The sequence below is a fragment of the Streptomyces sp. NPDC055103 genome (assembly GCF_053607625.1).
The window spans coordinates 1-14,336 of the sequence record NZ_JBSGTX010000014.1 but is presented as its reverse complement, the minus strand read 5'-3'; the positions used below and the strand labels follow the sequence as shown (position 1 = coordinate 14,336).

The window sequence follows — 14,336 nt, the reverse complement described above, 5'->3', positions numbered from 1 at the left end:
ACCACGGCGACGGCGACGGACCGCGCATCACGGTCCCCGTCCCGCCCAGGCAGTAACCCTTCTCACGTGCTCGAACACCACGGAACAAGCAGTGTCACCCGAGAGAACGGACGTGTCGGAGGCAGGCGGCGGCGCCTTCCGGGCCGTGCTTGCCCTTGGCAACGGCGTCGGTGTTGAGCTGGACGATGTAGTCGCCGACCTCGTGGGCTGCGGTGAGCGTGGCGTACGCGGCGGCGAACTGGGTTGGCTTGCTGGACATGTGACGCTCCTTCAGTTGATCTCAGGATTCCGGCGCTGGCGCGGCCTTTGCGCCCAGCGCTGGGCAGTGTGGGCGTGACGTGCCGCACACACGAGAGCGGCCCTCCGTCCCCGGGTGGCGGGGAGGGCCGCTCTCGTGTGTCCGGACGGTGTCCGGGCTGGTCAGGGGCTTGTTCGGGCAGCGGGCGCGGGTGAGCCTGCTGCCGGGGGCGCGCTGGTGTCGGTCGACAGGTACACGCTGGTGGCCTTCGTGGTGGTGGTCAGCGGCGGCGGGGAGGCGGGCCGTACAGCGTCGCCCAGGCGGGTCGGTCGCGGCGGGCCGCCGCAGCTGCGGGGGCGGACTGCCGCAGGGCGCGGCCGAGTTCGGCCATCGCTTCGGCGGCGGCCTGGACCGCCGGGCGCCAAGCCTCCATGAGGGCGCGGATCGGCTCCAGGGCCTCGGCCATGACGGCGTGGGCTTCGGCGAGGACCAGGTGGGTGTGCTGGCCGTCCTCACGGCGGCGGCGCTGGGCAACCGCGGTGACGGCTTCCTCGACGGTCAGGCCGTGGAGCTTCACCAGGCGGCCGATCAGGATGAGCGCGGCGCGGGCGGATGCCTGCTCGGGGGTCATCGGCGAGGGTCCTTCCGAAGGAGGTCGGGCGGCAGGTCGAAGGCGTCGGCGATCGCGGCGGCGGCCTGGGCGCGGCGGCCGGCGGGGACGGGTTCGCCGTTGGCGCAGGGCGAACAGAACAGGTCGCCCTGGTAGTTCTCGTAGACGCTGGGCTCGCCGCACACGCAGCACACGGTCGGCTTCGGGGGCTCGGGCTCGGGCTCCGGTTCGGGGTGCAGCTCGGCGGCGAGGAGGGTGAACGCCTCGGCGAAGGCGGCGCCCATGAGGTGGCGGGGGACGGTGGCCCGGTAGGCGAACCGGACACCCGGATTACTGTCCGGACGGTCGCTGTCCGGACGTGTCCGGACGGTGTCCGCCCTGGTGGGGAGGGGTCCGCAGTCCTGCGTCTCTCCGATGTCCTGGGGTGTCCGGACGATGCCGCCGGACTTGTCCGGACGCTGTCCGGACGCGCTCACGACTAGACCGCCTTCGTGAAGCCGGTCGGTCCGGCCGGGGGGTGCGGCTGCTCGCTCCACACGATCGGTACGGCGCCCGGGGCGTCGGCCCGGTCGGTCATCACGATCGCCACGGCGGCCGGGTCCGGCTCGACCGGCGCGTCCGGGAGAACGAGGAGCGGCCGGCCGGGGCGCGGCAGCCACATCGGGTGGTCGAGGCGGACCAGGAGGTGAAGCATCTCCGTGAGCCGCTGGGCCATGTAGCGGGCGCACTCCGGGGACAGGTCCAGCGCCCACCCGGCGTGGGACTGCTCCAGGGCGTACGCGATCTCGCCGACGGTGGCGGGGTGGACGCCGGGGGTCGGGTTGAGCGCTTCGTCCCACTGGAAGTCGCAGCGGTGGCAGCGCCGTTCCAGTCGCTCGGGGAGCGGGCCGCGGCGCTGCAGGCGGCCGTTGTACTCCAGGATCACGTGGGCGATCGCCGGCTTGTAGGCGGTGAACGCCTCCAGGTTCGAACACATCGCGCACTCGGTCTCGTCGCCGGAGAACGGCGGCAGCTCGACGGGCTGCTGCTCCGGTGCGGTGGTGTCGGGCTGGGTCATCTCGGGTCCTTCACTGCGCGGACGGGGTGGCGGCCACCGCACGAGGGGCCGCTGCCCCTCGTGCGATGAGCCGTGGATGGTAGGGGGTCAGCGGAGTGCGGCCCGCGCCGCACGGACGCGGTCGATCGCTGCGGTCAGCCGCTGCTCGGAGACGCCACGCTCTCCACCAGGGCCGAAGAGACGGGCGAACATGTCGGTCTCGGTCACCTCGGTGGCCGGCGTGATGAGCTGTCCGGGGGTCTCCTCGGTGACGTGGCCGTTGACGACGCGCCACTGGCCGAGGACGCCGCCCGCGCCCTCGTCGGCGAGGAACTGCGCGGTCAGGTCGAGGTACGGGAACGCGACGGCGATCGACTCCCAGTCGGAGAGCGCCGTCTCGCGGTCGGGCCACTTCCCGACGTTGTAGTTCGAGCAGCCGATCGTGCCGTCCCAGTCGCACCAGCCGTGCGGCCCGCCGATCCACGACGAGGCGATCCGCGACGTGTAGAGCAGGGTCAGCGGGAGGACGTCCAGCTCCTTGGTGACGGCCCGGATGCTGTCCATCGTCGCGTTGCTGTACCGGCCCGGCGCGAGGCCGAGCGCGCCGTACACCGTGTGCGTCCACGCCTTGTCGTTGCCGTCGAGCAGGTACAGGTTCGCGGTGCGGATCAGGATCTCGTCGGCCTGCTCCGGGGTCACCGGGGCGCCGGTGACGAGGAGGCGCGGCCACTTCGTGAGGTCTTCGGGCACGGGACCTTCCTTCGGGTGGTGGTGGAGGCCGCCACGGGTGCGGCGGCCGGGAGTGTGGTCAGGGCAGGGCGCGGCCGGTGCGGAGCACGCGGATGATCTGCGCGGTGATGTGGGCCGTGTCGTCGGCGGGGGCCAGGAGCAGGGCCTGCTGTCCGCCGACGGGCGCGTGGGGGTGGGCGGTCGCCCAGGACCATTCGGGCCGGTCTCCGCCCCACACCACGTACAGGTGCTCGCCCCGGGCGACCGCGTCGGGCAGGCCGAAGTCGCGGGGCTCCAGGGGGACGACGATGCTGTGCTCGGTGGCGTGCGTGCCGCGCCACCCGCAGTGGGTCAGCTCGGCGACGACCGCCGCGGTGAGCGACGCCGGCACTTCATCCCACAGCTGCGGGTCGCCGTGCGGGCCGGTCACCGGGTGCTCGCCGGGGCGGGGTGCGGAGGGGATCACGTCGTGTCCTTCCTGACGAGGGCGGGGCACTGCGAGTCGTGGTGGTGGCCGAGGCTGGTCCACCACGATTCGCAGAGGCAGCCGGGCGGGAGGGCGGTCGCCTGCTCGATGGCGACCAGGTCGTCCACGGCTCCGGCGTACGGGGCGCCGTGCCGGTAGGTGGCGACCATGCGGATCAGGCGGGCGGCGTGGCGGGTCTCGCGGTGTATGCCGAGGAGCAGGCCGAGGGACGTCCCGAACAGGCTGGCCGCGTACAGGTCGTCTCCGGCGTCGAGCGCGGAGGCGCCGGCGTAGATGGCGATCAGGTAGACCGCCGAGTACAGCGAGATCATCAGCGCGCGGGCTTGGGTCATCAGGCGGAGTCCTTTCGGCCGTACGGTGGGGTGGGCGCCCGCCCCCCGGTTCCGACGGGGGGCGGGCGTTCCGTGGTGCTCGGTCATCCGGGGAGGTTGGCGGGCGGCGGCGTGCTCACCGGCTGGTGTCCCGCTCGTCGCTGAGCTCGCGGGCGACGTCGGCGCCCGGCCAGTTGTCCAGGCCGGCCGCCTCCAGGCAGCCCAGCCAGGCGGCGCGCTCCTCCAGACCGACGCGTTCCTGGCTGGGGTCGAGCTGTCCGGCGGCGGCCAGACAGGCGGCGATCACCACCGTGTCCGGGATCTTGCTGGGGAAGGCGACGGTGGCACCCTCGTTGGGCAGGTCCAGGGCGCAGCCGCCGGTCTCGGTGACGACGGCCCACACCGCGCCGGTGGGGTGCTTGAGCAGGCCGCGCGGGTCGAGGGTGTCGCCAGTCCATCCGGCGGCGTCCAGGGCCTCAGCGACTCCGATGCGCTCGTTCCACGTCATGTGGTGATCTCCAGTTCTTCGAGGGGCTGTTCGCTGTCGATGTGGGCGCGGAGGCGGGCCAGGGCTTGACCGTCGCGCCTGTTCAGGGCCCTACGGGCGGGTTCCGGGAGAGCGGCCCAGCAGGCGCCGCACAGGTACCAGCGGGACGGCTTCGGGGTGCGGCACGACCGGCACGCGGTGGCGGTGTACGCGCCGCGCGGCTTCGACTGGCCCGTCATGCCGTGCCGTCAGGCTGGTCGGCGAGCCAGCGCCCGAGCGCTGCGTGCAGCAGCCGGGCAGTGCTGAGGCCGACGCGGTCGGAGCAGCACTCGGAGTAGACGGTGGGGCCCGCTGCGCCGATCTCCACGGTGTAGTACGACGTCTTGTCGTCGGGGTTGAACGGCGTCTCCGGCAGGTAGACCGTGGTCTCCTCCGCTTCCTGGCCGGTCACTTCGCGGCCTCGGCGGCGCGGAGCTGGGCCAGGTGCTCGGCGTGGGCCTTGCCGACCTCCGGGGTGCAGTACCGGGCGAGGGACGCTGGGTCCATGCCGCTGCGGCACTCCGGTCCGATGCCGAGGGTCTTCGACGTCTCGTCGCGCAGCGCCCGCCCGCAGGACCAGCAGCGGGTCAGCAGGTCACCGAAGCACCGGGCGGCGACCTCCGGGCCCGCCGCGATGGCGGCCACGACCTTCTCCAGGTACGCGCGCCGCTTCTTCGACCAGGCCGAGACGAACTCGACGCGGTCGGCCGGGTTCTCCGGGAGCTGCGAGCGCAGCGGGATCGGCGGGCCGTAGGCCGCCCTCGCGGGCCAGGCCCGCAGCGAGTTCACCCGCGGGGTCCGCACGCGCCGCCAGTACGTGACCGTGCTCGGGTCGTCCGGGTCGAGGATCGCGTAGTAGCCGTCCTCGACGGCGTCCAGCTCGGGCCAGTCGATCGCCGGGGCCCCCATCAGGCACCGTCCTGGTCGTCGCCGAACATGGACGCCAGCTCGTCGGCGTGGGTGCCCAGCCAGTCAGTGGCGAACTCCCGGGCGCGCCGGGTGGGGACGCCGCCCTCCTCGTACATCGCGGTCAGGTGCTCCAGCACGGAGCGGGTCTCGCGGTCCGGGTCCTGCTCGTCGGCGACGGGGAGCCACCGCCGTACGGCCTCGAAGTGCGGCTCGACCTCCTCGGCCTCGACGGTGTCGCCGTACCAGCCGTGATCGTCCGGCGGCGGGCCGACCTCGTAGTCCCCCGCGTCGAGCTGGGCTTCGTACGTGACGGCGTACGTCTTGTCGTCGGTACGGAAGACGCAGCGGCGCTGCATCGAGTACTTGAGCGTCGTCACCGGCTCGTCGGCGAGCACGGTCTCGCTGTACGCGATGTCCTGCGGGTCGTCCGGCGGGACGCCGAGGTCCGCAAGCTCGTCGCGGGTGAACTGCCTGGTGCGCATTCAGATCTGTCCTTCGTCGTGCGACGGGGCGGGGATGCCGCGCCGCTGCTGGGTGGAGGGGTGACGGCTCCCGAGGTTGAGGGCCCGCGCTACTGCCTGCGGGCCGAACTCCTGGGTGGCCGCCTCGTGTCCGTGCTCCTCCAGGAACTGGAGGACGTCGCCGGGCACGAAGTTCTCGGGGATGGGGCGGGCCGGCCGCCGCTGGGCGGGCCCGCACAGCAGGCATCCGTTCTGGGCGGTCGGGTCGATGGGGCTGCCGGGGTGCTTGAGGCAGCGGTTCGCCCGCGCGGGGCCGAGGGCGGCGGCGACGGCTGCGCGGGCCTTGTCGATCTCGGCCGCCAGCTCGGTCAGCGTCTGGTCGGTGACGTCGTGCCGGGTCGCGAACTCGCAGAGGTTTCGCAGCGAGGCCCCGATCGCGGGCAGGTATTCCGGGTTCACGCGCTTACCGCCTGTCGCTCGTCGTTGCCGGGAGCGGCGGGGGTGGCCGGGCGGGGGTTCCGCTCCCGCCAGCCGGTCATGTGCTGGTGGACCTGGTGGTCGAGCTTCACGCCCCACACGCCGGCCTCTCCGAGGATCTGCCGGTACCGGCGCTCCTCGGCGGCCTCGGCCTCGTCCCAGGCGGTGACGACGGTCCGAGCAGCCGCCAGGGCCTCCGTGTCGGCCTGGAGCTTGGCGCGGGCGGCAGCGGCAGCCTGGGCGGCCTCCCGCTCCTCGGCGGCCCGCGCCCTGCAGGTCCGGCACTCGCCGCCGCCGATGATCAGCCCGTCCTCGCACCCGGGGTCGGGGCAGTCCTGGGCGAGGATCGCGGCGGCCAGCCACGAGTTCCGGTTCTTGATCCGGTCGCAGCCGTCCGGGTTGTCGAAGTCCCGGCGGGGCGCTGTGCAGCCGGAAGCGGTGCACCGATCGCAGCCGCGGTAGTCCGCCGCCGCACGCTCGTCGGCCTTCTCGCCGTACCAGCGCCGGTTCAGCCGGGCGATCACCTGCTCCGGGGTCCGGCGCGGGATGCCCGGGGCACCGTCCAGCAGATCGTTGATCGCCCGGTGCAGCCCCGGGAACAGCCGCGTTCCAGGAGCAGCAACGGCGGCCGGGATCGCGGCCCGCACCATCTCGAAGCCGGGCGACTCCTTGCGGGGCCGGGTCTTCGTCGTGGCCGGTCGCGGGGACTTCTTGCGCTGGGTGGGGAGGGTCATTCCGGACGCGGCGGAGCCGCCCTCGGCTTGGCCGCTTTCACCAGCCGCGCCGTCGCTCGCGCCCGCAGACGCGAAACCACCTGCACCATTGCCTACGGCGTCAGCCACAGCGGGGTCGTTCTCGTCTTCTTGAGTAACCACCGTCTTCTTAGAGACTCGGGGGTTTTCCGGGAGTCGGGAAAACCCCGAGTCGGGGAAACCGTCTTCCCCGACTCCCGGAATTGCCGGACCCGGTGAGCCTTGGCGTGCGGCCTCGTGGGCCTTCTTCGCGGCCCGCGCGGCGGCCTTCTTCACCAACTTGGAGCGGCGCTTCTGTGCCCGCTCGATCGCGGTCGCGGTGGGCTCGATTACCTCAACGCGGCGAACGTCCGGGTCCTCGGCGCGGATGTCCGCGAGGAGCTGTTCCACCTCGGCGTCACTGGCCGGCGGGGCGTAGACGGCCACCTCGGTGCGCCACTGGTTCCCGGCGCCCATGACGCGCACCTTCACGATGTACCGGGCGATCTGGAGCGCGCCCATGGCGTGCGCCATGGCGTCCTCGCCGTGCCCGTACTTCTCGCCGACGTCGGCGAGCCTGATGTCCCAACCGTCCTTGTGGCGCAGGAACGCGGTCAGGAGCCCGAGCGCCGTCAGGTCCAGGTTCGTGGAGTCGTCAACGGTCTCGTTCGGCACCTGCGCGAACCGGGGCGGTCGTCCGCTCCGCTTCCTCATGGTGTCTCTTCTCGGTCGTGCTGTCGGGTGGGGGGTGGGCAGGGCAAGGCCCACGCCAGTTCGGCGGGGGTTCCTTGATCCCTAATGTGTACACTAGCGTACGCAAGCGTGCGTGACGGTACATCCGGTACTGTCTGCGTATGCCTGCGAACACAAGCGCCGAGATCGGTGTCCGTGACCTGCGAACCCAGCTGTCCGACGTGCTGCACGAGAGCACCGTCCGAGGCCGGATCACCTACGTGACCAGCCGAGGCCGGCGAATCGCGGCGATCGTTCCGGTGGACATCGCGGAGGCCGCCGAGAGCGCCCAGGAGTCGGGGGAACAGCCCTCGGCCTGACCGAGGAGAACCCCCATGCCGGGCCAGCAGACCGCTCTGTACTGGCTCTACGGAGCCGACGACGCCCTGCTGTACGTGGGCATTACCGACGATCCCGAGCGCCGGTTCAAGCAGCACGCCTACCTCAAGCCGTGGTGGGGCGACGTCGTGCGCCACGAACTCCAGTGGTTCCCGAACCGGCTGGCTGCCGCCCGCGCCGAGGTGGAAGCCATCGAGGACCACGACCCGGTCCACAACGGCACGCACTCGCCGAGCCGGGCCCGCCGCATCAACCAGGACCAGGTCGACGCCGCCGGAGTCCGGCACATCTCGCTCGGACGTGCCCGCAACCAGTGGAACGACGTCGTGGACGAGGCCAAGGGCGGGACGCGGACGGCTCTCCTCAACTACGGCAAGCCGCACGCCTACCTGGTCCCCATGGCGTTCTACGAGCGCGCCCTTGCCGCCCTCGGGGAGAGCCCCACGCCGTCCGGCGCCTGACTTCTGGTTCATGGCCGGCCACCCGCCCTTCGGCGGTACGCGGCCAGGTCGAGCACGCCCGGCGGGAGAACCGCCGGGCGCTTCGGCGTGGCCGGACGCCGGGCCGGGCACGTCGCCACGTGCGGGACGTACAACTTCTCCCAGGCCATCAGCGGCAGTTCCTCGGAGGGGCGACGGGACCGGCGGGTGCCCGTCCCGTCGCGGTAGACCGCAGCGTTCCCCGTCTCGTCCGGCTCCGGGTCGACGGCAAGCCGCTTCCCGGCGTCGGTGACAGTCCACAGCACTTCGCGATGGCAGGCCATGCACTTGGGCATCCGCGTTCTCCTTCCGAGGGAACGGCCGAGCCGCCCCGCGTACGGCGGGGCGGCAGGGCGCAGGGGTCAGTCGAGGACGGCGTCGAGGATCAACTCGCCGAACCAGATGAGGACGGCGACGACCAGACCGACGAGCCACCACCACGGCGGCACCGTGGTGATGGCGTACGTGACGCCGGACGCCAGGCCCCCGCCGGCGAGGCCGAGCAGGAAGCGGACGAAGGGGTGCATGGGGCTGGTCTCCTTGGGGGTCAGTCGTCGCAGAGGTCGGATCCGTGGCCGCCGCGGCGGTGCCCCGGCTTCTTCGTGCTGGTGGTCGTCGGCGTCGGCGACTTGCGCACCGTCGGGGCCTGCGCCGCCGGGGGGACCGGGACCGTGCGGCGGGGCGCGGGGTCCTTCGGGGCAGTCGGCTGCTTCTCCAGCGACGGGGCCTTGCGCACGGGCGCCGGTACCTTCGCCGCCGGTGCCGGAGCGGCAGGACGAGGCGCGGGCGGAGCGGGCTTGGCCTCGGCGGCGAGCGCGAACCAGCCGCACCCGTCGTCGCCGTCGTCTCCGTTGACGGCCTGGCAGCCGGTCATCACGAGCAGCAGTACCGCGATGGCGCCCCACGTGGAGTGCTCACGCTTCTTCACTGGCCGTCCGCCTTCAGGCGACGCCGGCGAGGACGCAGCTGCACCTTGGCCTCCAGTAGCAGCGCCCGCGTCAGCCCGAACGACAGGTCGTACTCGGCCGCAAGGTCCCGGATCGACGCGTCCCCGCCGTACTTCTTGGCCAGCTCCCCGCGTACGCGCTCGCGGTCGTCGCCGCGCAGCCTCGGCCGCCGGATCAGCTCGCGGCGAGTGCCACGCTTCTCCGGCTGAGGCTCGGCCAGTTCACTGCTCATCGTGCTCAGTTCCCTTCGTCGGGTGGTGGGCGGCGCGAGCGTCCAGCTCGGCCGCGTAGGAGACCAGCGACCGAAGCGACTCAGCCCGCTCATGCGGTGAAGCTCCGGCCGCCGCCGCCACGAAGGCGGTCACGTGGTCGTGGTCGTGGTTGGCGTAGGCGGTGACCAGCCGGGCCGCGAACATCCGCTCCGGGTGGCCCTCGGCGTCGCCGAGCTGGTCGAGGACCCACGCCTCACCGCGGGCCTCGTCCGGCAGGCCGTACAGGGTGAGGAGGGCGCGCAGCGCGGTGTCGGCGACGACCCGGCACCCGGCCACCAGGTCCAGCGCGTCAGCCCGCTCCGAGATCCGCGCGGCGATCTCGCCGGCCAGCTCGTCGTTGCCGCCACGAGCGGCCTCGAGAGCTTCGCGCGTCCAGTGCGTCAGCAGACCCGGGCTCAGCACGCCCGCCCCCTGGTCACAACTGCCCCTGAGAGCTGTACGTCTTGACGATCCCGGCGATGTCCGCGAGAGCGTCCTCGGCGCACACCTTGTCGGCCGGGACACCCCGCTCGTCCCGCAGGTGCGTGGGGTGCCCGCAGTACCGGCACGGCAGTTCCTTCGAGTCCCAGTGCGCAGACGAGCCCCAGTTGAGGAGACCGCTCACCGGCAGCGGCGACGGCTGGAGCGGCGGCACGGACTGCTTCGCGGGCGTTCTACGCTGCCGAGGAGGCATCGGCCTTCGCCCTCTCCCGCTCCTGGCGGCGCTGCTTCTCCGCCGCGAGCCGTGCCTGCCGCAGCAGTTCCGCGCGCTCGTCCTCGTCCATGCCGCCCCACACGCCGTAGTCCTCGCGGAACGTCAGGGCGTGCGCCAGGCACTCGGAGCTGACCGGGCACCGGCCGCAGAACGCCTTGGCGTAGCTCGCGTGCACCGAAGCCGGGACGCCGCCCTTCCCGACGGGGAAGAACGCGGCCGTCTCTTCACCGGCGCACGCCGCGTCGTCGCTCCAGTGATGCGGCCGAGGCTGGGTCCAGTGGTCATTGGGGCGAGGGATTCGCGGCATGGTCGGCTCCTTGCTTCGTCGTCATGTCCGGATAGGCCGCGCGGACATGTCCGGACACGTGTCCGCGCTGGTCAGGGCTGGGAGAGAGGCACCTGGACCGCTATGTCCGGAGGCGTGTCCGCGTCGTGTCCGGACGTGCCCGGACGCCATGTCCGGCGGTGCCGTCGACGGCCGCCGGTACGCCGTACGCCCCAGCCGAGAGAGGCCGCGCCGAGGAGCACCGGCGCCCACACGTGAGCCGTCGACACGACCACGTCGACGGCGTGCCCGTAGGCGACGAGGAGGTCCAGCCACATCACGACGACAGCCCCATCTCGTCCCGCCAGCGGGTCACCGTCCGGTCGGCCATCCCGAGCCGCGCGGCGATCTCGACGGCGCTCTTCCCGGCCTCCGTCATGACCTTGACCGCGCGCCGCCTCTCCTCGTCGCTCAGCGGCGGGCAGACGCCCCGGCACAACGCGGCACGCTCGACGGCAACCAGGTCGACGCCCTTGTCCCACGTCGCGCCAGGGAGATTCACGCCGCGCCCCCTTCACGGATCACGCGGTCAGCGAGGTGCCCACCGGCCACGCAGCACGGGTAGTCGCACGACGGCCTGACGTTGCCCTCGGGCTCACGGCCGTGGTGCCAGCGGAACGCCAGCCGGTACGCGGTCTCGACCTGGCCACGCCACGCCACCACGGGCGTCCCGCGGTGGCCGGTCGCACCGGACCAGTGGAGGTGACCGCCCTCCACGGCGACGGTCCGCTCGTCGAACGCGTCCTCCCACGACGCGGCCGGGGCCCGGCGGCCCCGGCCGGGCGCAGCAGCACCCGGCCGGGACTCACCGGCGGAGTCGAGCGCCGCAGCGATCTCGTCCGACGTCACTCCGCTCACCCCCGCCTCTTCCGAGGCGGACGGGCGGCCTTCGCGACGACGTCCGACCGGTTAAGCGACGAGACGTGACGGGCGACGACGAGGATCGTGCGCGGGTGCTCGACGTCCAGCTCGACCACCCCGTACGCGGCGGTGATCTGCGCGTCGTCCACCCAGGCGATCCCGTTACCGGCGTCGCAGATGTGCTTGAGCAGGTTGTCCGTGTCGATCCGCTGCCGGTCCGGACGGAAGAACACCGCGCCGATCGCCAGGTTCCCCGTCCACGGCTGCCGGAAGACCGGCCGCAACTTCCACGCCGTACGCTGCTCCGCCGCCGTGTCCGCCTCCGTCTTGTACGTCCGCCCCTCCGCGAACCGCGGCCGGGCCTTCGCCGGCGGGGGCCCGTCGAGGACCAGCACCTTGAAGTCGCGGACCCCGGGGGCGAGGACCGCAGCCAGACGCCGCGCCCGCTCCCGGTCCAAGTCCCGCCCGCCGGAGGGGAGGAGGCTCGCCGCCGTCGGCTCTGCAGGCGTCCCGTCGTCGGCCCGCTGTTCGGGGATGCTCATGCGACGTCACCGCCGTCCACGCGCACCCAGCCGGCGGGCAACGGCGCCGAGTTCCGGAACCCGGTGAGGACCAGGCGGTCGGCGTGCTCGGCGTGGCAGTTCGCTTCCGCCGTCAGCCACCGGTCCGGCAACGAGTCGACGTCCAGCCCGCTGTCACTCGTGATCTGGTCCATCAGCACCGTGACCGGCTCGTCCGGCCGCCACGCCGCGACCTCCACACGGGCCGTACGCGCCTTCTTGTCGACGTCGACCACCCGGACCGCCGTCGCCGCCCGCTCGTCTGCCCGGGCCGCCAGGTACGTGTGCCCGAGCGGCGTGATCGCGGGCAGCCCGTGAACGAGCTGACCCAGACCGCGCAGCTTCAACTGCGGGAAGACGCCCTCGTCGTCGGCGGTGGTGCTCCCCGAGGCCAGGACCCGCAACAGGGCCTCCGCCTCCGGGACGAGGGGCATCTCTCGGGCCATCCGCGTCACGCGGACCTGCGCCATCCGCCACGACGCCGTGTGCTTCGTCGTCTCCGCCGAGCACGGGCAGCCGTACACCGTCTCGCGGTGCTTGTCGTCCACGTGCCCCTGGCAGCGCAGCAGGCTATTCCGGCCCTTTTCGCACAGGACCGCGGTGCAGCACCCGCAGCGGGGGCAGTCCGCCTGTGCGGGCCGGACGTACTCCGGGCCGAACGGCTCATCCATGGGTCTTTCCTGACGTCGTTGTCGGGGTGGAGGTCTTGCAGGAGCGGCATCGGCGCGCGCCGGCGTCGAGGGTGTGAGGCGTCTCGCGGCTCTCGGCCGGGCACCAGGCGAAGTACGGGCCGCGCCGGAACGCGGCCGGGTCCGGGTGCCGCCGGTGCGACCCGCGTACCAGCGGCACCAGGAGGGCGAGCACGGCGAGGGTGGCCATGACTCCGGCCAGGGCGCCGGTCATCGGCCCCACCCCACAGACGGCACGATCGGCCAGTCCGTACGGACTGACGCCGCCCGGAACTCCTTGCCGGGGGTGGCCGCGAAGTGGTCGCGCAGACCGGCCTGCTGGTCGGCCGCCCAACGGACCTGCATCTCGTGCAGGTCCTCCAGCGGCGTCTTCCCGATCCACGGGTACTCGTCGGCGAGCGCCACGGTGACCGCGCAGGCGGCGACCGCGTCCGCCCCGGCGTCGTGCGCGCCACCGTGAACCACGTCGTACGTGCGGCACAGGTCCTCGAGTCGGCGCGACCCGCGCCGGTACCGGTCGACGTGCTTGTCCAGGACGCGGGGGTCCAGGACGAGCGGCACCGACGCCGAGAACAGCGACCGGACGCCGTACCGCTCGGCCTCGTGCTCCAGCATCGTCAGGTCGAACGGCGCGTTCATCACGACCAGCGGCGCACCGGCCTCCACGGCCGCAACCAGGGTGGCGACGACCTGGCCCACGACCAGGGCGGCGGGCTCGCCTTCCGCGCGGGCCTGCTCGGTCGTGATGCCGTGCACGCGAGACGCCCCAGGCTGGATCTCCACGCCGGGGTCAGCCATCCACGTCTGGGTCCGGGCGGGCCGGCCGCCGTCGTACGAGACGACGGCGGCCGTGACGATCCGGTCCGACTCGGGGTTGACCCCGGTCGTCTCCAGATCGAGCCCACACAGGGGACCGGAGGTCCAGGTCACCGGCGGATGCCCTTCCGGTTCCGGCGGCTCGTCCGCTTCGGCTGCGCCCGCTTCTGCGTGGCCCGCTTACGCGGCAGCGGCCGGGTCCGGGTGTCCTGAGGGTCCTGCGACTCCTCGGCCCGCTCGTGGGCCTCGTCCGCCTCGGCCTGGAGGTGGATCTCCTCGGCGGGGGCGTGGACGATCTGGACCTCGCCGGCCTCTCCGGCCTCGTCGGCCTTGAGCAGGGCGACCAGCTCGGCGGACATCGGCACAACCTTGTGTAGGCGGCGCAGCGCCGACTTCCGCCACATGGCGTCGAAGTCGGTGTGCCAGAACGAGTCAGCCTTGCCCGACTCGACGGCCCGCCGGTACGCCGAGCTGTACTCGTCGCGGATCGCCTCGGCGTCCTCGCGGGACAGGACGATCACCTGCGAGCGGGCACCGGACGCCATCCAGCAGAACGCGTACGCCAGGATCGGCGCACCCCGGTCCTTCTTCGACAGGGCCACTGCGGGCTTGTGCGTGAAATCAAGCGGCGCCGGGGCGGTGGGCTCGTAGTTCCACTCGTCGTTCTCGTGGATGAGGCCGACGTGGACCGAGCCGACCCGGCCCGAGCGGTACATCAGCTCGACGTAGCCCTGGGCCATCGGCACGAACACCGCCTGCTTGCCCTCGCGCTTGATCACCGCGTGGCGGCCGTCCGGCACGAGACCGAACCGGGCGCAGGTCAGCAGCGCCTGACGGAGCGACGCCGGGGTGCAGTAGACCAGCCCCGGCAGAGCGGCCCGCACGGCGGACAGGAACGCCTTGACGTCGATGTGCGACGGCAGGGCCTTCGTGAAGTCGTCGCCGTACTGCTCAAGCCAGTTGAGCACCAGGTCGGCGACGTCGTCGCCCTCGGCCTGAGCCGACTTGCGGAGCTGGGCCGGGACCGACCCCTTGGTGTCCTCGGCGAGCGTCTGCACCGTCGCGTCGGCGGTCGGCTGCTCGGTGGTCGCCGCGATCACGCGGGCC

31 protein-coding genes are annotated in these 14,336 nt (G+C 72.7%); 2 read left to right on the top strand and 29 right to left on the bottom strand.

Going from position 1 to position 14,336, the window contains the following annotated elements:
• Window positions 1-94 precede the first annotated feature (94 nt).
• From ACWFR1_RS11735 to ACWFR1_RS11670, 14 genes are all read right to left on the bottom strand, one after another.
• Window positions 95-259 carry a hypothetical protein gene (locus ACWFR1_RS11735; RefSeq protein ID WP_453549352.1) on the bottom strand — a complete coding sequence of 55 codons (165 nt, stop codon included), beginning with the start codon at window positions 257-259 and terminating at the stop codon, window positions 95-97.
• Between the two features lie 259 nt (window positions 260-518).
• The gene (locus ACWFR1_RS11730; protein ID WP_453549350.1) at window positions 519-869 is read right to left on the bottom strand and encodes a hypothetical protein; all 351 of its coding nucleotides are present in this window, start codon (window positions 867-869) and stop codon (window positions 519-521) included.
• Complete coding sequence (locus tag ACWFR1_RS11725) at window positions 866-1,324, bottom strand: hypothetical protein (protein ID WP_453549348.1); 459 nt, start codon at window positions 1,322-1,324, stop codon at window positions 866-868. The genes ACWFR1_RS11730 and ACWFR1_RS11725 overlap by 4 nt, the downstream gene beginning before the upstream one ends.
• Before the next feature lie 2 nt (window positions 1,325-1,326).
• Complete coding sequence (locus ACWFR1_RS11720) at window positions 1,327-1,905, bottom strand: hypothetical protein (protein ID WP_453549346.1); 579 nt, start codon at window positions 1,903-1,905, stop codon at window positions 1,327-1,329.
• A gap of 87 nt (window positions 1,906-1,992) precedes the next feature.
• Window positions 1,993-2,634 (bottom strand): hypothetical protein, encoded by a 642-nt coding sequence (locus tag ACWFR1_RS11715; protein ID WP_453549344.1) that lies wholly within the window; start codon window positions 2,632-2,634, stop codon window positions 1,993-1,995.
• A gap of 58 nt (window positions 2,635-2,692) precedes the next feature.
• Window positions 2,693-3,079, bottom strand: coding sequence for a hypothetical protein (locus ACWFR1_RS11710; RefSeq protein ID WP_453549342.1), 387 nt, complete (start codon window positions 3,077-3,079; stop codon window positions 2,693-2,695).
• The gene (locus ACWFR1_RS11705; RefSeq protein WP_453549340.1) at window positions 3,076-3,432 is read right to left on the bottom strand and encodes a hypothetical protein; all 357 of its coding nucleotides are present in this window, start codon (window positions 3,430-3,432) and stop codon (window positions 3,076-3,078) included. The genes ACWFR1_RS11710 and ACWFR1_RS11705 overlap by 4 nt, the downstream gene beginning before the upstream one ends.
• A 115-nt stretch (window positions 3,433-3,547) precedes the next feature.
• Window positions 3,548-3,919: a hypothetical protein gene (locus tag ACWFR1_RS11700; RefSeq protein WP_453549337.1), complete on the bottom strand. Its 372-nt coding sequence runs from the start codon at window positions 3,917-3,919 to the stop codon at window positions 3,548-3,550.
• Window positions 3,916-4,137: a hypothetical protein gene (locus ACWFR1_RS11695; protein WP_453549334.1), complete on the bottom strand. Its 222-nt coding sequence runs from the start codon at window positions 4,135-4,137 to the stop codon at window positions 3,916-3,918. The genes ACWFR1_RS11700 and ACWFR1_RS11695 overlap by 4 nt, the downstream gene beginning before the upstream one ends.
• Window positions 4,134-4,349, bottom strand: a complete 216-nt coding sequence (locus ACWFR1_RS11690; protein WP_453549332.1) for a hypothetical protein — start codon at window positions 4,347-4,349, stop codon at window positions 4,134-4,136. The genes ACWFR1_RS11695 and ACWFR1_RS11690 overlap by 4 nt, the downstream gene beginning before the upstream one ends.
• On the bottom strand, window positions 4,346-4,846 hold the full coding sequence (locus ACWFR1_RS11685) for a DUF6011 domain-containing protein (RefSeq protein WP_453549330.1): 501 nt from the start codon (window positions 4,844-4,846) through the stop codon (window positions 4,346-4,348). Before ACWFR1_RS11685 ends, ACWFR1_RS11690 begins: the two co-directional genes overlap by 4 nt.
• A complete protein-coding gene (locus ACWFR1_RS11680; RefSeq protein ID WP_453549328.1) occupies window positions 4,846-5,328 on the bottom strand; it encodes a hypothetical protein in 483 nt (160 codons plus the stop codon). The genes ACWFR1_RS11685 and ACWFR1_RS11680 overlap by 1 nt, the downstream gene beginning before the upstream one ends.
• On the bottom strand, window positions 5,329-5,766 hold the full coding sequence (locus ACWFR1_RS11675; protein ID WP_453549325.1) for a hypothetical protein: 438 nt from the start codon (window positions 5,764-5,766) through the stop codon (window positions 5,329-5,331). It abuts the gene before it with no gap.
• Window positions 5,763-7,229: a hypothetical protein gene (locus ACWFR1_RS11670; protein ID WP_453549323.1), complete on the bottom strand. Its 1,467-nt coding sequence runs from the start codon at window positions 7,227-7,229 to the stop codon at window positions 5,763-5,765. Before ACWFR1_RS11670 ends, ACWFR1_RS11675 begins: the two co-directional genes overlap by 4 nt.
• 140 nt (window positions 7,230-7,369) lie before the next feature.
• Between ACWFR1_RS11670 and ACWFR1_RS11665 the strand changes: the two genes are divergently transcribed.
• Entirely contained in the window at window positions 7,370-7,567 is a 198-nt protein-coding gene (locus ACWFR1_RS11665; RefSeq protein WP_453549321.1) for a type II toxin-antitoxin system prevent-host-death family antitoxin, read from the top strand.
• 15 nt (window positions 7,568-7,582) lie between these two features.
• Window positions 7,583-8,047, top strand: a complete 465-nt coding sequence (locus tag ACWFR1_RS11660) for a GIY-YIG nuclease family protein (protein WP_453549318.1) — start codon at window positions 7,583-7,585, stop codon at window positions 8,045-8,047.
• A gap of 8 nt (window positions 8,048-8,055) precedes the next feature.
• Here ACWFR1_RS11660 and ACWFR1_RS11655 read toward each other — a convergent pair whose 3' ends face one another.
• From ACWFR1_RS11655 to ACWFR1_RS11585, 15 genes are all read right to left on the bottom strand, one after another.
• Window positions 8,056-8,361 (bottom strand): hypothetical protein, encoded by a 306-nt coding sequence (locus tag ACWFR1_RS11655; protein ID WP_453549315.1) that lies wholly within the window; start codon window positions 8,359-8,361, stop codon window positions 8,056-8,058.
• 66 nt (window positions 8,362-8,427) lie between these two features.
• Entirely contained in the window at window positions 8,428-8,592 is a 165-nt protein-coding gene (locus ACWFR1_RS11650; RefSeq protein ID WP_453549313.1) for a hypothetical protein, read from the bottom strand.
• Between the two features lie 20 nt (window positions 8,593-8,612).
• On the bottom strand, window positions 8,613-8,993 hold the full coding sequence (locus tag ACWFR1_RS11645) for a hypothetical protein (RefSeq protein ID WP_453549311.1): 381 nt from the start codon (window positions 8,991-8,993) through the stop codon (window positions 8,613-8,615).
• The gene (locus tag ACWFR1_RS11640) at window positions 8,990-9,244 is read right to left on the bottom strand and encodes a helix-turn-helix domain-containing protein (RefSeq protein WP_453549309.1); all 255 of its coding nucleotides are present in this window, start codon (window positions 9,242-9,244) and stop codon (window positions 8,990-8,992) included. The genes ACWFR1_RS11645 and ACWFR1_RS11640 overlap by 4 nt, the downstream gene beginning before the upstream one ends.
• The gene (locus tag ACWFR1_RS11635) at window positions 9,234-9,686 is read right to left on the bottom strand and encodes a hypothetical protein (RefSeq protein ID WP_453549306.1); all 453 of its coding nucleotides are present in this window, start codon (window positions 9,684-9,686) and stop codon (window positions 9,234-9,236) included. Before ACWFR1_RS11635 ends, ACWFR1_RS11640 begins: the two co-directional genes overlap by 11 nt.
• Before the next feature lie 13 nt (window positions 9,687-9,699).
• Window positions 9,700-9,918: a hypothetical protein gene (locus tag ACWFR1_RS11630; protein ID WP_453549303.1), complete on the bottom strand. Its 219-nt coding sequence runs from the start codon at window positions 9,916-9,918 to the stop codon at window positions 9,700-9,702.
• A gap of 19 nt (window positions 9,919-9,937) precedes the next feature.
• Entirely contained in the window at window positions 9,938-10,285 is a 348-nt protein-coding gene (locus tag ACWFR1_RS11625; protein WP_453549302.1) for a WhiB family transcriptional regulator, read from the bottom strand.
• Window positions 10,286-10,356: 71 nt separating this feature from the next.
• Entirely contained in the window at window positions 10,357-10,584 is a 228-nt protein-coding gene (locus ACWFR1_RS11620; RefSeq protein WP_453549300.1) for a hypothetical protein, read from the bottom strand.
• Complete coding sequence (locus ACWFR1_RS11615) at window positions 10,581-10,805, bottom strand: helix-turn-helix domain-containing protein (protein WP_453549298.1); 225 nt, start codon at window positions 10,803-10,805, stop codon at window positions 10,581-10,583. The genes ACWFR1_RS11620 and ACWFR1_RS11615 overlap by 4 nt, the downstream gene beginning before the upstream one ends.
• Window positions 10,802-11,161, bottom strand: a complete 360-nt coding sequence (locus tag ACWFR1_RS11610) for a hypothetical protein (RefSeq protein WP_453549295.1) — start codon at window positions 11,159-11,161, stop codon at window positions 10,802-10,804. The genes ACWFR1_RS11615 and ACWFR1_RS11610 overlap by 4 nt, the downstream gene beginning before the upstream one ends.
• Window positions 11,158-11,706 (bottom strand): RusA family crossover junction endodeoxyribonuclease, encoded by a 549-nt coding sequence (locus ACWFR1_RS11605; RefSeq protein ID WP_453549292.1) that lies wholly within the window; start codon window positions 11,704-11,706, stop codon window positions 11,158-11,160. The genes ACWFR1_RS11610 and ACWFR1_RS11605 overlap by 4 nt, the downstream gene beginning before the upstream one ends.
• Window positions 11,703-12,395, bottom strand: a complete 693-nt coding sequence (locus ACWFR1_RS11600) for a hypothetical protein (RefSeq protein ID WP_453549290.1) — start codon at window positions 12,393-12,395, stop codon at window positions 11,703-11,705. Before ACWFR1_RS11600 ends, ACWFR1_RS11605 begins: the two co-directional genes overlap by 4 nt.
• Window positions 12,388-12,627 (bottom strand): hypothetical protein, encoded by a 240-nt coding sequence (locus ACWFR1_RS11595; RefSeq protein ID WP_453549288.1) that lies wholly within the window; start codon window positions 12,625-12,627, stop codon window positions 12,388-12,390. Before ACWFR1_RS11595 ends, ACWFR1_RS11600 begins: the two co-directional genes overlap by 8 nt.
• Window positions 12,624-13,343: an exonuclease domain-containing protein gene (locus ACWFR1_RS11590; RefSeq protein ID WP_453549286.1), complete on the bottom strand. Its 720-nt coding sequence runs from the start codon at window positions 13,341-13,343 to the stop codon at window positions 12,624-12,626. Before ACWFR1_RS11590 ends, ACWFR1_RS11595 begins: the two co-directional genes overlap by 4 nt.
• Window positions 13,340-14,336: recombinase RecT (locus ACWFR1_RS11585; protein WP_453549283.1), on the bottom strand; the 997-nt coding region annotated here is incomplete at its 5' end. The genes ACWFR1_RS11585 and ACWFR1_RS11590, both read right to left, overlap by 4 nt.

Bases quoted from the DNA above. Each gene is read 5' to 3' on its own strand.
- ACWFR1_RS11735 (WP_453549352.1), bottom strand. From the start codon at position 259: ATGTCCAGCAAGCCAACCCAGTTCGCCGCCGCGTACGCCACGCTCACC.
- ACWFR1_RS11730 (WP_453549350.1), bottom strand. From the start codon at position 869: ATGACCCCCGAGCAGGCATCCGCCCGCGCCGCGCTCATCCTGATCGGC.
- ACWFR1_RS11720 (WP_453549346.1), bottom strand. From the start codon at position 1,905: ATGACCCAGCCCGACACCACCGCACCGGAGCAGCAGCCCGTCGAGCTG.
- ACWFR1_RS11705 (WP_453549340.1), bottom strand. From the start codon at position 3,432: ATGACCCAAGCCCGCGCGCTGATGATCTCGCTGTACTCGGCGGTCTAC.
- ACWFR1_RS11700 (WP_453549337.1), bottom strand. From the start codon at position 3,919: ATGACGTGGAACGAGCGCATCGGAGTCGCTGAGGCCCTGGACGCCGCC.
- ACWFR1_RS11695 (WP_453549334.1), bottom strand. From the start codon at position 4,137: ATGACGGGCCAGTCGAAGCCGCGCGGCGCGTACACCGCCACCGCGTGC.
- ACWFR1_RS11685 (WP_453549330.1), bottom strand. From the start codon at position 4,846: ATGGGGGCCCCGGCGATCGACTGGCCCGAGCTGGACGCCGTCGAGGAC.
- ACWFR1_RS11680 (WP_453549328.1), bottom strand. From the start codon at position 5,328: ATGCGCACCAGGCAGTTCACCCGCGACGAGCTTGCGGACCTCGGCGTC.
- ACWFR1_RS11670 (WP_453549323.1), bottom strand. From the start codon at position 7,229: ATGAGGAAGCGGAGCGGACGACCGCCCCGGTTCGCGCAGGTGCCGAAC.
- ACWFR1_RS11665 (WP_453549321.1), top strand. From the start codon at position 7,370: ATGCCTGCGAACACAAGCGCCGAGATCGGTGTCCGTGACCTGCGAACC.
- ACWFR1_RS11660 (WP_453549318.1), top strand. From the start codon at position 7,583: ATGCCGGGCCAGCAGACCGCTCTGTACTGGCTCTACGGAGCCGACGAC.
- ACWFR1_RS11655 (WP_453549315.1), bottom strand. From the start codon at position 8,361: ATGCCCAAGTGCATGGCCTGCCATCGCGAAGTGCTGTGGACTGTCACC.
- ACWFR1_RS11650 (WP_453549313.1), bottom strand. From the start codon at position 8,592: ATGCACCCCTTCGTCCGCTTCCTGCTCGGCCTCGCCGGCGGGGGCCTG.
- ACWFR1_RS11640 (WP_453549309.1), bottom strand. From the start codon at position 9,244: ATGAGCAGTGAACTGGCCGAGCCTCAGCCGGAGAAGCGTGGCACTCGC.
- ACWFR1_RS11625 (WP_453549302.1), bottom strand. From the start codon at position 10,285: ATGCCGCGAATCCCTCGCCCCAATGACCACTGGACCCAGCCTCGGCCG.
- ACWFR1_RS11605 (WP_453549292.1), bottom strand. From the start codon at position 11,706: ATGAGCATCCCCGAACAGCGGGCCGACGACGGGACGCCTGCAGAGCCG.
- ACWFR1_RS11600 (WP_453549290.1), bottom strand. From the start codon at position 12,395: ATGGATGAGCCGTTCGGCCCGGAGTACGTCCGGCCCGCACAGGCGGAC.
- ACWFR1_RS11595 (WP_453549288.1), bottom strand. From the start codon at position 12,627: ATGACCGGCGCCCTGGCCGGAGTCATGGCCACCCTCGCCGTGCTCGCC.